Source organism: Micromonospora sp. LOL_021, assembly GCF_048060215.1.
Taxonomy (GTDB): Bacteria; Actinomycetota; Actinomycetes; order Mycobacteriales; family Micromonosporaceae; genus Micromonospora_E.
In genome coordinates this window covers 1-13858 of record NZ_JBHMIN010000055.1, presented here as the reverse complement: position 1 = coordinate 13858, position 13858 = coordinate 1, and the positions used below count along the sequence as shown (strand labels likewise).

Here is a 13858-nt window from a genome sequence, read left to right as displayed (position 1 = left end):
AGAATAGCACTATGTCTGGTCGGGGCCGGGTGCGCCGGAGGGTCAGGGATCGTGAGCGGCTACCAGACCGGGAACAGGTCGGGACCGCCGCCCTTGGCGGAGCGGACCAGCGGGGTGGTGAAGTCCGGCACGTACAGGAAGCAGCGGACCCGCAGGTCGCCCTCCCAGAACCAGGGGTCCCCCGTCCGGAGCCAGAACGTGGCCACCCGGTAGGGCAGGTCCTCGTCGACCGGCAGGTCCGCGTAGTCGGCAATCATCCGCAGGCAGCGCTCCTGAATCGCCTCGTCCTCAGGCATGCTGCCGTGCAGATCGCTGACGGGCAGGTTGCCGCCGTCGAACGCGCCAACGAACTCGCCGTGGTGCGGCCGGCTGCAGTCGACCGGCTCCAGCGCGTCGAGATAGTCGTCGTCGCCCCACCGCACGTCGTGGCAGCCCAGCCGCAGCGCGCCACCGTCGGCCAGCGCACCTCGCAGGCTTCCGGTCCGGGGCAGCACCGAGCCCTCGAACGCACTGCTGATCTCGGTCAGGTCGCAGCGGAACCAGCGGGCCCCGGCGCGCCACGCCGCCTGGGGCGGCACCAGCACGGTCATGTCGAGCAGGCCGTGCTGCCAGATGTCGCCGAGGAACTCGGCGGTCCGGGCCTCGCACTCGACCCGGGCCGCCTCGCGGGCCGGGACATCGCCCACCGGGGCGGTCGTCCGCTGGGCGTCGGTACCGGTGAAGGTGCCGACGTGGGCCGTCTCGACCAGGTGCAACTCGTCGCAGTCGACCGGACGGTAGTACTTGCCGCTGCCCGAGGGAGCCTCGTCGCGGTGGCAGATGCCGGCCTGCGGGACGAAGGTGGTCGGCTCGCCGAAGCCGGCCCAACCGTCGGTGAGGGAGCCGTCGGCCCCCCGCTGCGGTGCCGCACAGCCGGCCGTCACGGCCAGCGACGCGGCGGCCAGCAGCGCGAGCATCCTGGTCCGTAGCGGCTGCAAGATCATTGGAATCTGCCGCTTCACTGGTACTGGATGGGCAGGGCGCTGGTGCCGCCGTCGCGCACCGAGCCGGTCAACAGCGGGTCGGCCCGCCAGGCGAAGCAGCGGATCGTCCTGTCGCCCTCCGCCCAGCCCAGGACATCGGAGAAGGTGTAGATGGTGCCCACCCGGTACTGCAGGTCACCGTTGTTCGGCACCTTCGCGTAGTCGGCCACCACCTTGCGGCACCGGGTATGAACCCGATCGTCGTTCAACTCCACCTCGTCGTACCCCAGTTTGTCTTCCACGTACGTGCCGGCGAACTCGGCCTGGTGCGGGGAGTCACAGTCCAGCGGCTCGGTCAGCGGCTCGTCGTCGACACCGACCGCCGCCGAGTCGTAGCAGGTCAGGCGCAGCGGATGACCGGGTACGTCGAGCGCGCCCTCGATGGTGCCGTACCAGTTGATGAGCGGTCCGCCGGGGCTGTCGACGACGCCGACGTCGCAGCCGAACCAGCGGGCCCCGCCGGTCCAGGCGGCGTCGGACGGCGTCACGACCGTCATCCGCAGCCGGGCGGTCTGCCATGGACCGCCGAGGAACTCGTTCACCTGTCGGTCACACTCGGCCCGGGCAGCCCGCCGGGCGGAGATCAGGCCGTCCGCCGCGCCGTCCTCGTCGAACGGCACCGCCGGGTCGTCGCCGAGCGTTCCGACGTGCACGGTCTCCACCAGGTGGACCTGCACGCAGCCGACCGGGCGGTAACTGTCCCAGTCGATGACGCGCCGCTCGCCGTCGTGGCAGCTACCGGCCTCGGGTGTGAAGTGGACGGGTTCGTCGAACGCGGCCCAGCTGTCGACCAGATCCCCGTCCACGCCCGGAGACAGTGGCACACAGCCGGCCGTCGTGCTCAGCGACGCGGCGGTCAGCAGCGCCGCCAACCTCGCCCGGACACCCCACCGTCGCGCCATGATCTCGCTGCCTCCCCGTTGTCCACTCAAGCCGACGAGGGTACGACACCGGGCGGGTCGCAGACCGGCCGGGTCCGCGCGGCCGCCGACCAGTGAGGTCCGGACCGACGGTGATGCTGTTCAGCGGTCCCGGTGGGCGGCCAGGTCGGCGAACTGGGCGAGCGCCGTACTCGCGTCGGCCTCGGGCCGGGCCGCCGCCAGCCGGTCGAGCGCCGCCGCCCGGTGCCGGTCCGCCTCCCGCTTCGCCCAGTCCCGGCCGCCGGCCTGCTCGACGAGCAGCGCGGCCCGGGCGACCTGCCCGTCGGTGAACGCGCCCGGTATCGCGTAGAGCGAGGCCAGCTCGGCACCGGCCGGCGTGCCACTGCCCATCGCGAACACCACCGGCAGCGACTTTTTACGCTGCCGCAGGTCGGCACCGACCGGTTTGCGGGTCACCGCCGGGTCGCCCCAGATGCCGAGCAGATCGTCGACCAGCTGGAACGCCATTCCCAGGTGGTGCCCGTACCCCTTCAGCCCGTCGACCCGGTCCGGGTCGGCGCCGCCGCTGATCGCGCCGACCGCGCAGGCGGCGCCGATCAGCGACGCCGTCTTGCCGGCCGCCATCGCCAGGCAGGCGTCCAACCCCACGGCGGTACGCGACTCGAACGCCACGTCGGCGCTCTGCCCGGCCACCAGCTCCAGCAGCACCTGACACAGCTCGGCGGCGGCCGGGGCCGCCTGCCCACGTACCGTGTCGAAGGCCAGTGCGAGCAGCGCGTCACCGGCCAGGATGGCCTGCGCGTCGCCGAACGCGGCCCCGGCGGTGGGCCGGCCCCGCCGGGTCCGGTCGCCGTCCATCACGTCGTCGTGCAGCAGGGTGAAGTTGTGCACCAGCTCCACCGCGACCGCCGCCGGCACCGCCCGCTCCGCCGGGGCGCCGACCGCCTCGGCACCGGCCAGCGCCAAACCACCGCGCAGCCCTTTGCCCCAGCCAGCGTCGGTCGGGCTGCCGTCGGCGGCGTACCAGCCGAAGTGATAGCCGACGACGGTGTGGATCGGGTCGGCGAGCCGGTCGACGGTGCGGCGCAGCTGCGGCCCGATCAACGTCCGCGCCGCCGCCAGCCGCGCCCAGGCGTCGCGTTGTGCGGTGGTCGTGGCGGTCAACCCTGGCTCCCGAGCAACGTGGCCTCCAGATACTCCTGCGGTGCCCGTTCGGTGGTTGTCTGGGCCGGCTGGTAGCGCTTCGTCCGGCTGGACCAGTCGACGTTGCCGCGCATCCAGCTGCGCATCCCGGCCAGGTAGGGCTCCAGCACCGCCGCCCGGCCGGGGAAGGTCCGCCGCAGCTGCGCCTCCGCCGCCAGGTACAGGTCGGTCTCGGCGTCGATCGCCCGGCACACCCGGTCGACCGCCGCGTCGCGGTCCAGCCCGTAGTGATGGCCGACGATGTACGCCAGATTGTGCACCTCGCCGAGGGCGCGTTCCTTGTCCAGTGAATAGATGTCGTTGGTCCAACAGACCACATTGCAGGCGGCGTCGAGCGCGGTACGAAACGGCGCGCTGTCGTACACCTCGTCGGGCATGTCGATCCGTTCGACGACGTCGATGAAGTCCATGCAGACGTAGATCGCCCCGGTGTGCCGGCGCTTCTCGATGTAGGTGGCCTCGTCCGGCACGGTGCCGGACAACCGGTTGCCGGCCTCCCAGGTGGCGGCGGTGGTCAGGCACTGCTCCAGGTGCCGGACGAACAGTCGCCGCCAGCGCGCGGTGGCGTCGGGCGCGGTACGCCGCCACAGGTCGGCCAGTGACGACACGGCCCGGGGGACGTCCCGGCGTGCCGCGTCGGCGGCGCCGAAGTCGTCGGCGGCCAGTACCCGCCGCATCGCGGCCATCACCTCGGCGAGGTGCTGCGGGCTGCGTCCGTCGGCACCGTCGTCCAGCTGGTCGTCGACCAGGAACAGCCAGGCGAACCAGTCGGCCATCAGCTCGGCGTGCGCCGCGTCGGCGGTCGGGTAGACCATCGACGCGAACCAGCCGAAGTCGGCGTGGTCGAATCGGGCGCGGGCCTGCTCGCGCAGCACCAGTCCGGTGTCACGTACCCAGCTGGTCAGGTGCGCGCGGGCCTGTTCGACGTGCGGGTTGAGCTGGTAGGGGAAGCGGTCGAGGGTCCGCTGGACCGGGTCGAGGGTCAGGTGGCTGGCCGTGTCGTCCGTGAAGGTCACCGGTACTCCAGGTTGAGGTGGACCCCGCCCTTGGGGTGCAGGGTGATCAGCGCCTCCGGCCGCACCTCGGGTGCGCCCGGTGGCAGTACGAGCCGGTGCCGGCGGGCCACCGTGGCCAGCACCAGGACCAGCTCGGACAGCGCGAAGTGTTTGCCGATGCAGACCCGGTGGCCGCTGCCGAACGGCACGTAGACGTGCTTCGGGCGCCGGGCCACCTGCTCCGGGGTGAACCGCTGCGGGTCGAAGCGTTCCGGGTCGTCCCAGAAGTCGGGGTGCCGGTGCAGCAGGTAGCTGTTGATCAGCATGTTGGTGCCGGCCGGCACCCGGTAGCCGTCGATCACGTCGGCCGAGCTGGCCCGGCGCATGAACTGGTACGCCGGCGAGTAGATGCGTAGCGTCTCGTCGGCGACCATCCGGGTGTACGGCAGCCGGGGCAGGTCCTCGAAGGTCGGCGTCCGCCCGGCGAGCACCGAGTCGACCTCGGCGTGCAGCTCCGCCTCCACCTCCGGGTGCCGGGCGAGCAGGTAGAACGCCCAGGACAGGGTGTTGGTGGTGGTCTCGTAGGCGCCGATGCAGATGTTGAGCACCTCATGGTGCAGCTGCTCCAGGTCCATCCGCTGGCCGTCGGCCTCGTCGACGGTGTGCAGCAGCAGGGTGAGCAGATCGGTCTCCTCGCCGGTGGGAACCTCCTCGTGCAGCCGGCGGTTGATGAAGGTCGACACGAAGGTGTCCATGTCGGCGATCGCGGCGCGCAGCCGGCGGTGCCGGGGGGTCGGCACGCTCAACGGCGGGAACGGGAACCGGAAGAACGCGCCGAGGATCGCGTTGGCCTCGCCGAATGCCCGTTCGAAGGCCTGCGCGATGTCGCCGACCTGTGCGCTGAACAGCGACCGGTTGACGATTCGCAGGGCGAGTTGGCCGATCTCGTCGGTGACGTCCAGGGTGCCGCCCCGGCCGTAATTCCGCTCCCACCGGACGAGCATTTGTTCGGCCTCGTCGGTCATGTTCCGGGTGAAAGAGCTCACCGTACGGGGGGTGAAGTGCGGCGCCATCATCCGCCGTTGCCGTCGCCACAGATCCATGTCCGGGTTGGCGATGAGCCCTTTGCGCAGCACCGGCCGGACGACCTTGAACAGGACGGCGTTCTTGTCGTACTTCTCGCCCTCGTCGACCAGCACGTGACGGATGTAGTCGGGATGGTTGACCAGCACCATTGGGATGCCCAGCGGCCGGAACCGGAAAATGTCGCCGTAGCGGTCGACGCCCCGGCCGAGAAAGGCGAGCTGGTCGCGTTTGAAGGCCAGGGTGCCGCCGACGCCGCTGCCTGGCGTGACGGTGGGTATCTCCCGGGTGCCGCCCTGGGCGCGGCTGCGTACCTGCGGGGACATGCTCTTCTCACTTTCCACGAGTCGACGCGACGGACAGGCCAGCGGCGGTGCCGTACGAGGGCGGCGGGGGCAGGTCAGCGGCGGTGCAGTCGGAGCCGCATGCCGCCCGCCGGGTGCAGCGTGACCAGCGGTGCGAAGCCGACCGGCGGTGCGCCCTCGGGCAAACTGACCGCGAACGTCTGGGCGAGCATCACGGTGATCAGGTGCAGTTCGGTACGGGCGAAGTGCTTGCCGATGCAGTGCCGTGGCCCGCTGCCGAACGGCTGGTAGGCGTGCCGGGGCCGGGCGGCGACCGCCTCCGGGGTGAACCGGTCGGGGTCGAAGCGGTCCGGGTCGGGCCAGAAGTCCGGGTGCCGGTGCAGCAGGAACAGGTTCATCAGCACCTCGGTGCCCTGCGGGATGCGGTAGCCGCCGACCACGTCGTCGGTCACCGCCCTCCGCATCGTCTGCCAGGCGGGGGTGAACAGCCGCAACGTCTCGTCGATGACCATCCGGGTGTACGGCAGCCGGGGCAGGTCGTCGACAGTCGGCACCCGCCCGTCGAGGACGGAGTCGACCTCGTCGTGCACCCGTTGCTGCACCTGCGGGTGGCGGGCCAACTGGTAGTACACCCAGGAGATCGAGTTGCTGGTGGTCTCGTACCCGGCGATGATCATCGCCAGGATCTCGTTGGAGAGCTGCTCCGGGGTGAGCCCGGTGCCGGTGACCGGGTCGACCGCGTGTCGCAGCAGGCTGAACAGGTCCCGGTGGTCGCCGTCCCGCTCGTGCTGGCGGGTGTCGATCAGGTAGCGGACGAAGCCGTCCAGGTCCCGGGTCAGTGCCCGGATCCGGTTGCGGGACGGTGTGCGCCAGCTCAGCGGCGGGAAGGGGAACCGGAGAAAGTCGCCGAGCCGGCGGTTGACCTCCAGGAAGTCGCGTTCGAACCGGTGGCTGCGCTCGTCGGGCTCGACGCCGAACAGCGACCGCAGGACGATCTTCAGAGCCAGGTCGGTGAGCGGTCCGACGACGTCGACCGGCTGCCCGGAGGCGGCCTGCGGCGCCCATCGGTGGATCATGTCCGCGGTCAGGCCGGTCATGTTCGGGGCGAACCGGGCCACGCTGGCATTGTTGAACGTCGGTTGCATCAGCCTGCGGTTGCGCTGCCAGGTTTCGTCGCCCCGGTTGCCGATCAGCCCTTCCCGCAGGATCGCCCGGACCGTACGCCAGAGGAAGTTTTCCTTGTCGTAGTTGGCGTGCTTGTCGACCAGGACATGGTGGATGTGCTCCGGGTTGGTGAGAACTACCATCGGCATACCACCGAGACGTATCCTGAAGATGTCGCCGTGGTTACGGACCGCCTCCTGAAGAAAAGCAAGCTGGTCCCGGCGCATAGCCTGCATCCCGATGAGGTTTTCCCGGATGCTGAGCCGTGGAACTGGCCTCGCTCTGCTGCGGGCAGCCGGATCTGCGCCGACGCGACGCTGGTCGGTCATGGCGGTCACCTTACCGAAGGTGCCGGCGCAGCTACAATCAGAAATTTTGCATTGCTGTTGGTTGATCTTGGAGCTATTCGAGCCGCCACCGGCCCCGTTGCGTGATGTCGGCAAAAGGCAGTCAATAACGCATTCGTGCGGATTGTTGGGTCGGCGTACCGCCTGCGACGCCTGGTCGCAGGCCCGGTGCCGACCGCCCCGCCGACCGTCCGTCGGCAGGTCCGTGGGCGGATCCGGCCGTCGGACCCCCGTCGGGCGGGCGATCGTCGTGGCGGGTGTGGAACGCTTGCTCACGTTCGTAGACTGGCGCGGTGACCGCACCAGCGCCGCTCATCGCGCCCAGCATCCTGGCCGCCGACTTCTCCCGCCTGGCCGACGAGGCCCGCGCGGTCGAGGGGGCGGCGGACTGGCTGCACGTCGACGTGATGGACAACCACTTCGTGCCGAACCTGACCATCGGGTTGCCGGTGGTGCAGAGCCTGCTGCCGGCCACCTCGCTGCCGTTCGACGTGCACCTGATGATCACCGACCCGCGCCGCTGGGCGCCGGGCTACGCCGACGCCGGCGCGTACAACGTCACCTTCCACGCCGAGGCCTGCGACGACCCGGTGGCGCTGGCCAAGGAGCTGCGGTCGGCCGGGGCGAAGGCTGGCCTGGCGGTCGACCGGGACACGCCGGTGGACGACTACCTGGAGCTGCTGCCCAGCTTCGACACGCTGCTGATCATGACGATCAAGGCCGGGTTCGGCGGCCAGCGGTTCATCCCCGAGATGCTGGACAAGGTTCGCGCGGCCCGCCGGCACGCCGCCAGCGGCCACCTGGAGCTGCGCATCGAGGTCGACGGCGGGATCGCCGCGGACACCATCGAGCAGGCCGCCGCCGCCGGCGCGGACGCGTTCGTCGCTGGCACCGCCGTGTACGGCGCCGAGGACCCCGCCGAGGCGGTCCGCAGGCTGCGGCAGATCGCCGAGCGGACCGCGCCACGGTGGTGAGCCCGGAAGGGGCCGAGTCCCGGCCGGACCTGATCCTGGTCGTCGACGACGACGTCGACATCGCCCGCTTCGTCGAGGTCAACCTGCGGTTGCACGGCTTCGACGTGATGCTCGCCCACGACGGCCAGGAGGCTCTGGAGATCATCGAACGGCACCGACCCGACCTGGCCGTGGTCGACCTGATGATGCCCCGCATCGGCGGGCTGGACCTGACCCGGCGGCTGCGGGCCGACCCGATGACCGCGGCGCTGCCGATCATCATGCTGACCGCCAAGGGGATGACCGTCGACAAGGTCGTCGGGCTGACCGCCGGCGCCGACGACTACCTGGTCAAGCCCTTCGACACCTCGGAGCTGATCGCCCGGGTCAGCTCCACCCTGCGGCGCAACCGCGAGTACCGCGAGGTGTCCCCGCTGACCGGGCTGCCCGGCAACACCCGGGTCAGCCGGGAGATCACCGACCGGGTCCGCAGCGGTGCCGACTACGCCGTCGGCTACGTCGACATCGACCGGTTCAAGAGCGTCAACGACGTGTACGGCTTCGCCCGCGGCGACGAGTTCATCTCCGCGTTGGCCCGCTGCATGCACCGGGCGGTGGTGTCGATCGGGTTGCCACCGGCGTTCCTCGGTCACATCGGCGGCGACGACTTCGTGGTGGTCTGCGCGCCCGAACAGGTGCGGCCGATCATCGAGCAGGCGATCCTCGACTTCGAGAAGGCCGCCGACGAGCTCTACGACCCGTCCGACGCCCGGCGCGGCTACGTGGAGGTCAAGGACCGGCGCGGCAACCTGCAGAAGGCGGCCCTGGTCACCCTCTCGGTCGGGGTGGCGGTGTCGGCGGGCAGCCGCCGGTTCAGCGACCCCCGCGAGATCATCACGGTGGCCAACGAGATGAAGTCGGTCGCCAAGAGCCAACCCGGCTCGTACATCGCGGTCGACCGTCGGCTGTCCACCAACTGACCTGCCCGAACGGGCCGATGACCGGCCTGCTGTCGGGTATCCGACAGTTGTGAGGTCGGTCGCGTCCCTGGCGATGATCCCGGTGCGCCGTGTAACACTCGGAGAAGCACCCACCACGCGCTGGCGGGACTCGGTGAAATTCCGAACCGGCGGTGATCCACGGCACAAGCCGTGGCCAGCCCGCGACCCGGTCGTCGGAGACGACGCCCGGTGGATCCGGTGAGACTCCGGAGCCGACGGTTGGGCCAGACCGTGCCGACCTGGCACGGACCGGCCCAGACAGTCCGGATGGGAGACAGCGCGCGGAACGGACGCTCTGGTGTGGCGTGCCGACCGGCATCGCCGTACCCGTGCAGCGCCCCGGGGCCGGTCCGTCGTGGCTGCGCGCCGAGGCGTTCCGCCGCCGCCATGCTGTCGCCGGCCGCCCCCACCGGGCCCGGCACCTCCCGCCCGCCGCGCACCCCGGCAGGCGAGGAGAAGAGAAACGGCCATGGCGATCCTCTCCGAAGACGAGGCGATGCGACGCGCCATCGACCTCGCGGTCCGTGGCCTCGGCTCGGTCAGCCCCAACCCCATCGTCGGCTGCGTCCTGCTCGACACCGCCGGCCATGTCGTCGGCGAAGGCTTCCACGCCTACGCCGGCGGGCCGCACGCCGAGATCGTCGCGCTCGCCCAGGCCGGCGACCGGGCCCGCGGCGGCACCGCCGTCGTCACCCTCGAACCGTGCAACCACGTCGGGCGCACCGGACCCTGCTCCACCGCCCTGGTCGACGCCGGCCTCGCCCGCGTCGTGCTGGCCGTACCCGACCCCAACCCGATCGCCGCCGGTGGCACCGAGACGCTGCGCGCCGCCGGCATCGACGTCGAGGTCGGGCTGCGCGCCGACGAGGCCGAGAACGCCAACATCGCCTGGTTGACCGCCGTCCGCCGGCGCCGCCCCTACATCATCTGGAAGTATGCCGCCACGCTCGACGGCCGCTCCGCCGCCGCCGACGGCACCAGCATGTGGATCACCTCGGAAGCGGCCCGTGCCGACGTCCACACGCTGCGCGGCACCGCCGACGCGATCATCGCCGGCGTCGGCACCGTACTCGCCGACGACCCCCGGCTCACCGTCCGGACCCCGAGCGTTGGCGGACCCGCCGTCCGGCAGCCGCTGCGGGTGATCGTGGACAGCTCCGGGCGTACCCCGGCCGACGCCCGGGTCCGCGACGCCGCCGCCGGCACCTGGATCGTCACCACCGCGGACGTGGGCGCCGACCACCGCGGCCGGGTCGACCTCACCGCCCTGCTGACCGCCCTCTACGACCGGGGTATCCGCTCCGCGCTGCTCGAAGGCGGCCCGGTGCTCGCCGGGGCGTTCCTGCGGGCCGGGCTGGTCGACCGGGTGGTCGGCTACCTCGCCCCGAGGCTGCTCGGCGCCGGCCCCGCCGCGCTCGGCGACGCCGGAGTGCACACCATCGCCGACGCCATCGACCTGACCATCGTCGACGTCACCCAGGTCGGCCCCGACCTGCGGATCACCGCCGTACCGCGGCAGAAAGAGGGCTGAGTCGATGTTCACCGGCATCATCGAGGAGCTGGGCGAGGCCGGCCCGCTCGACTGGCACGGCGACAGCGGCGTGCTCACCGTCCACGGCCCACTGGTCGCCGCCGACGCCCGGCACGGCGACTCGATCGCGGTCAACGGCGTCTGCCTCACCGTCGTCTCCGTCGACGGGCAACGGTTCGCCGTCGACGTGATGAAGGAGACCTTCGACCGCAGCTCACTGGGGACGCTGCGGCCCGGCGACCGGGTCAACCTGGAACGCGCCGCCACCCTCGCCACCCGACTCGGCGGGCACCTGGTGCAGGGCCACGTCGACGGGGTCGCCACGGTCGTCGGGCGCAACCCCGGCGACCGCTGGGAGCAGGTCCGGTTCAGCCTGCCCGCCGGCCTGCACCGGTACGTCGTGGAAAAAGGTTCGATCGCGGTCGACGGCATCTCGTTGACCGTCATGGAGGTGTCCGACGGCGACACGGCGGCCGCGGCCGGCTGGTTCGGCGTCGGACTGATCCCCACCACACTGCAACTCACCACCCTCGGCCGTAAACCGGTCGGGGCCCTGGTCAACCTGGAGGTCGACGTGATCGCGAAGTACGTGGCGAAGCAACTGGACGGGGCACGGTCCGTCGGTGGGGTCCGCCCGTGACCGCCGCCGGGTTCGGCACCGTCGAACAGGCCCTCGACGACCTGGCCGCCGGCCGGGCCGTGGTGGTCGTCGACGACGCCGACCGGGAAAACGAAGGCGACCTGATCTTCGCCGCCGAACACGCCACCGCCGAACTCGTCGCCTTCATGGTGCGGTACACCTCAGGCTACATCTGCGCGCCGCTGCCCGAGGCCGAGTGCGACCGGCTCGACCTGCCGCCGATGTACCACACCAACCAGGATCGGCGGGGCACCGCGTACACCGTCACCGTCGACGCCCGGGAAGGCGTCAGCACCGGCATCTCCGCCGCCGACCGGGCACACACCCTGCGGCTGCTCGCCGACCCCGACGCCGGCCCGGCCGACCTGTCCCGGCCCGGCCACATCGTGCCGCTGCGCGCCCGCGTCGGCGGTGTGCTGCAGCGGCCCGGACACACCGAGGCCGCCGTCGACCTGGCCCGCCTCGCCGGACTGCACCCCGCCGGCGTTCTCTGCGAGCTGGTCAACGACGACGGCACCATGATGCGCCTGCCCGACCTGGAGAAGTTCTCCGCCGACCACGGGCTCACCCTGATCACCATCGCCGACCTGATCGCCCACCGGCGGCGGACCGAGACCCACGTCGAGCGGGTCGCGCAGGCCCGGCTGCCGATGCCGTACGGGGTGTTCCGCGCCGTCGGTTACCGGGTCGCCCACGACCCGGCCGAACACATCGCCCTGGTCCACGGTGACCTCGACGACGGTCGTGACGTGCTGGTCCGGGTGCACTCCGAGTGCCTCACCGGGGACGTGTTCGGCTCGCTGCGCTGCGATTGCGGCCCGCAGCTGGACGCCGCCCTGGCCAGGGTCGCCGCCGAGGGCCGCGGCGTGGTGCTCTACCTGCGCGGCCACGAGGGCCGCGGCATCGGCCTGGCCCACAAGCTGCGCGCCTACCAGCTGCAGGACCAGGGGCGGGACACCGTCGACGCCAATCTGGAGCTCGGCCTGCCCGCCGACGCCCGCGACTACGGCACCGGCGCGCAGATCCTGCACGACCTCGGGGTCCGGTCGATCCGGCTGCTCACCAACAACCCGGACAAGGTGTCCGGGCTGACCGGGTACGGCCTGAACGTCGTCGGTCGGGAACCGTTGACCGTCCACCCGCATCCGGAGAACGTGCGCTACCTGCGTACCAAACGGGACCGGATGGGCCACCTGCTCGACGACCTCGACCAGCCGGCCGGCGCAGCACCGGCCGACCTCGACGGCGCGCCCGATCTCGATGGTGCGTCCGATCTCGACCCGGTCGGCGAACTGTCCGGAGGGCGGGCCTGATGGCCGGATTCGGCGAACCCGGAGTCTCCACCGTCGACGCCGCCGGGTTGACCGTCGGCGTCGTCGCCGCCCGCTGGCACACCGACCTGGTCGATGCGATGCTCACCCGGGCACTCGCCGCCGCCGACGCCTGCGGCGTCACCGACGTGCAGGTGGTCCGGGTCGCCGGCTCCGTCGAACTGCCCGTCGTCGCCCAGGCCCTGGCCCGGCGCTGCGACGCGGTGGTCGCCCTCGGCGTGGTGGTACGCGGCGCCACCGCCCACTTCGACTACGTGTGCCGGTCGGTCACCGACGGCCTGACCCGGGTGTCACTCGACGAGTCCACCCCGGTCGGGCACGGTGTGCTGACCGTCGAGACCATCGACCAGGCCCGCGACCGGGCCGGGCTGCCCGGCTCGGCCGAGGACAAGGGCTGGTCGTCGATGGTCGCCGTACTCGACGCCGCCCTGGCCCTGCGGGCCGTCCACGCCGTACCGGTAGGCTGAGCCTGACCTCTCGAACCGCGGTACCCCGACCCGTCACGTTCCCGCCGCTCGCGCGGTAAACCAGATGCGCTGGTGACACGTCGTAGTGGCGTGACACCCGAACTGGTCACCGAACTGGGCTCGGGGAGGACGATGCCACGACAGCGGGCACAGACGTCGACGTGGGCGGCGGACGAGGCGGTCACCCGCCTGTTCGCCGCGCATTATCGCCCGCTGGTGCGCCTCGCCACCCTGCTGCTGCGGGAACCGGGCATGGCCGAAGAGATCGTGCAGGACGCCTACGTGGCCCTGCACAGCCGCTGGTGGCGGCTCCGCGACGCCGACAAGGCACTCGGCTATCTGCGGGTCACCGTGGTCAACCGGTGCCGGTCGGCGATCCGGCACCGACGGGTCGTGCAGGCCCACCTGGCCGCCGCCCGGCCCGACCCGGACGCACCCAGCGCCGAAGCCGGCGCCCTCGACCAACTCCGCCACGCCGACGTGATCACCGCGCTGCGCGCCCTACCGCCCCGCCAGCGGGAGGCAATCGTGCTGCGGTACTACGCCGACCTGTCCGAGGCGCAGATCGCCGACGCGATGGGCGTCAGCCGGGGCGCGGTGAAGAGCCACACTGCACGCGGCATCGCCGCGCTGCGTACCAGCCTGGATGGCCTGTGATGGACACCGACGACAACCTGCCCGGCGACGCCCGCGCCGCCGCCCTGCTGCGGCGGGCGCTGCACACCGAAGCCGACCGGGTCGACGTACGGCCCGACGGGCTGACCGCGATCCGCGGAAAGATTGACGCCCGCCGACGGCGCCGGATGCCGGCGGTGCTGCTCGGCGCCGCCGCCGCGACCGTCGCCGCCAGCCTGGTCGGGGTGGTCGGCTGCCTGCCACCGGCCCCACAGCCCGGCCCGCCGTCCGGGGCGGCCAGCGTCGGACCCGCCCCGCCG

Annotated in this window: 15 protein-coding genes; 9 read left to right on the top strand and 6 right to left on the bottom strand. The window is 71.8% G+C overall.

The window, feature by feature from the left end; all coding sequences use genetic code 11:
• Positions 1-59 precede the first annotated feature (59 nt).
• The 6 genes from ACFHWT_RS26405 to ACFHWT_RS26380 form a co-directional block, all read right to left on the bottom strand.
• On the bottom strand, positions 60-983 hold the full coding sequence (locus tag ACFHWT_RS26405) for a septum formation family protein (RefSeq protein ID WP_416597389.1): 924 nt from the start codon (positions 981-983) through the stop codon (positions 60-62).
• 14 nt (positions 984-997) lie between these two features.
• The gene (locus ACFHWT_RS26400) at positions 998-1954 is read right to left on the bottom strand and encodes a septum formation family protein (protein WP_416597388.1); all 957 of its coding nucleotides are present in this window, start codon (positions 1952-1954) and stop codon (positions 998-1000) included.
• Positions 1955-2044: 90 nt separating this feature from the next.
• Positions 2045-3067, bottom strand: a complete 1023-nt coding sequence (locus ACFHWT_RS26395) for a polyprenyl synthetase family protein (RefSeq protein WP_416597387.1) — start codon at positions 3065-3067, stop codon at positions 2045-2047.
• Positions 3064-4122, bottom strand: a complete 1059-nt coding sequence (locus ACFHWT_RS26390; protein ID WP_416597386.1) for a terpene synthase family protein — start codon at positions 4120-4122, stop codon at positions 3064-3066. The genes ACFHWT_RS26395 and ACFHWT_RS26390 overlap by 4 nt, the downstream gene beginning before the upstream one ends.
• A complete protein-coding gene (locus ACFHWT_RS26385; protein WP_416597385.1) occupies positions 4119-5528 on the bottom strand; it encodes a cytochrome P450 in 1410 nt (469 codons plus the stop codon). Before ACFHWT_RS26385 ends, ACFHWT_RS26390 begins: the two co-directional genes overlap by 4 nt.
• A 56-nt stretch (positions 5529-5584) precedes the next feature.
• A complete protein-coding gene (locus ACFHWT_RS26380; protein WP_416597384.1) occupies positions 5585-6880 on the bottom strand; it encodes a cytochrome P450 in 1296 nt (431 codons plus the stop codon).
• On the opposite strand from ACFHWT_RS26380, the gene ACFHWT_RS26375 reads away from it, so the two are divergent.
• From ACFHWT_RS26375 to ACFHWT_RS26335, 9 genes are all read left to right on the top strand, one after another.
• Entirely contained in the window at positions 6764-7087 is a 324-nt protein-coding gene (locus ACFHWT_RS26375; RefSeq protein ID WP_416597421.1) for a hypothetical protein, read from the top strand. The two genes, ACFHWT_RS26380 and ACFHWT_RS26375, sit on opposite strands and share 117 nt — an antisense overlap.
• A 206-nt stretch (positions 7088-7293) precedes the next feature.
• Positions 7294-7974: a ribulose-phosphate 3-epimerase gene (gene rpe, locus ACFHWT_RS26370; RefSeq protein ID WP_416597383.1), complete on the top strand. Its 681-nt coding sequence runs from the start codon at positions 7294-7296 to the stop codon at positions 7972-7974.
• A complete protein-coding gene (locus tag ACFHWT_RS26365; RefSeq protein WP_416597382.1) occupies positions 7968-8933 on the top strand; it encodes a response regulator in 966 nt (321 codons plus the stop codon). The genes rpe and ACFHWT_RS26365 overlap by 7 nt, the downstream gene beginning before the upstream one ends.
• 490 nt (positions 8934-9423) lie before the next feature.
• Entirely contained in the window at positions 9424-10485 is a 1062-nt protein-coding gene (gene ribD, locus ACFHWT_RS26360; protein ID WP_416597381.1) for a bifunctional diaminohydroxyphosphoribosylaminopyrimidine deaminase/5-amino-6-(5-phosphoribosylamino)uracil reductase RibD, read from the top strand.
• Between the two features lie 4 nt (positions 10486-10489).
• Positions 10490-11125, top strand: a complete 636-nt coding sequence (locus ACFHWT_RS26355) for a riboflavin synthase (protein WP_416597380.1) — start codon at positions 10490-10492, stop codon at positions 11123-11125.
• Positions 11122-12438 (top strand): bifunctional 3,4-dihydroxy-2-butanone-4-phosphate synthase/GTP cyclohydrolase II, encoded by a 1317-nt coding sequence (locus ACFHWT_RS26350; RefSeq protein ID WP_416597379.1) that lies wholly within the window; start codon positions 11122-11124, stop codon positions 12436-12438. The genes ACFHWT_RS26355 and ACFHWT_RS26350 overlap by 4 nt, the downstream gene beginning before the upstream one ends.
• Entirely contained in the window at positions 12438-12923 is a 486-nt protein-coding gene (gene ribH / locus ACFHWT_RS26345; protein ID WP_416597378.1) for a 6,7-dimethyl-8-ribityllumazine synthase, read from the top strand. Before ACFHWT_RS26350 ends, ribH begins: the two co-directional genes overlap by 1 nt.
• Before the next feature lie 90 nt (positions 12924-13013).
• Positions 13014-13580, top strand: a complete 567-nt coding sequence (locus tag ACFHWT_RS26340; RefSeq protein ID WP_416597377.1) for a SigE family RNA polymerase sigma factor — start codon at positions 13014-13016, stop codon at positions 13578-13580.
• A partial coding sequence (locus ACFHWT_RS26335; protein WP_416597376.1) for a hypothetical protein occupies positions 13580-13858 on the top strand: 279 nt, incomplete at its 3' end. The genes ACFHWT_RS26340 and ACFHWT_RS26335, both read left to right, overlap by 1 nt.